This window comes from Salinispora goodfellowii (genome assembly GCF_059570675.1).
Genome location: NZ_JCANTD010000092.1, coordinates 1 through 1,499, shown reverse-complemented (window position 1 = coordinate 1,499; position 1,499 = coordinate 1). Strand labels below are relative to the sequence as shown.

Below are 1,499 nucleotides of genomic sequence, written 5' to 3'. Positions count from 1 at the left end.
GGAAACCCGGAAACCGCATCAACACCACCCTCCAACAACTCCCACAACTGCTCCGGAGTAGCCACCCCACCCGGAAAACGACAACTCATCGCGACAATCGCCACCGGCTCATCACCGACAACCGGCGCAGCCACCACAGAAACGCCAGAAGTCGCCACCCCAAAAATCCGACCATGCAGGTAGCCGGCGAGCGCCACCGGATTCGGATAATCAAAAACCAGAGTCGCCGGCAACCGCAACCCGACGGCAACATTAAGCCGATTCCGCAACTCCACCGCCGCAAGAGAATCGAAACCAAAGTCCCGAAACGCCCGATCCGGGTCCACAGCACTAGCACTGTCATGACCAAGAACACCAGCCACATTCACCCGCACCAAATCCAACAACACCCGATGCTGGTCATCCACACCAAGCGCCGCCAACTGCCGCTCAAGAGCAGAACCACCGACCGGAACAACCCCACCACCCACCGCCCGACGAGCCGGCAGCCGCACCAAACCACGGAAAAGCGCCGGCATCTGCTGCCCCTGAACACGCAACGCAGCCAGATCCAACCGGATCGGCACCAACACCGACTCATCAGCCCCCACCGCCGCATCAAACAACGCCAAACCCCGCTCCGAACCAATCGGCAAAACACCAGAACGCGCCATCCGAGCCACCTCAGCATCACCCAAATGCGCCGTCATCCCACTACGCTGCTCCCAGAACCCCCACGCCAACGACACCGCCGGCAAACCAAGACCCCGCCGCAACCCAGCCAACGCATCCAAAAAAACATTTGCCGCCGCATAATTACCCTGACCAGAACCATCCACCAACCCCGCAGCAGAAGAAAACAAAACAAACGCCGCCAAACCCCGATCACGAGTCAACTCATGCAAATACCACGCCGGCGCCGCCTTAGCCCGCCACACCGAATCCAACTGCTCCTCAGTAAAACCAGCCACCGTACCGTCATCCAACACACCAGCCGTATGCACCACAGCACTCAACCCAGGAACACCATCCAACAAAACAGCAACAGCATCCCGATCAGCCACATCACACGCCACCACCTCCACCACCGCACCAAACCCCATCAACTCAGCACGCAACTCCACCGCACCCGGCGCCGCCACACCCCGCCGCGACACCAACACCAAATCCCGAACCCCATGCACCACCACCAAATGCCGCGCAACCAACGCACCCAACACACCAGTACCACCAGTAACCAACACCGTGCCCTCACCCCACAACACACCACCACCCACACCCACACCCATGTCCGCACCCACACCCACGTCCGCACCCACACCCACGTCCGCACCCACACGAGCCAACCGCGGCACCCGCACCTGCCCACCCCGCAACGACAACTCCGGCTCCCCCGTACCCACCGCCGCCAGAATCTCCTCCACCGCAGTCCCCGGATCCGCATCCACCAACACAAACTGACCCGGATTCTCCGCCTGCGCAGCACGCACCAAACCCCACACCGGAGCATGAACCACATC

At 61.4% G+C, this 1,499-nt stretch carries 1 protein-coding gene; it reads right to left on the bottom strand.

Annotation, left to right across the window (positions count from 1 at the left end):
* Nucleotides 1-1,499: type I polyketide synthase (locus tag T398_RS26765; RefSeq protein ID WP_496450575.1), on the bottom strand; the 1,499-nt coding region annotated here is incomplete at both ends.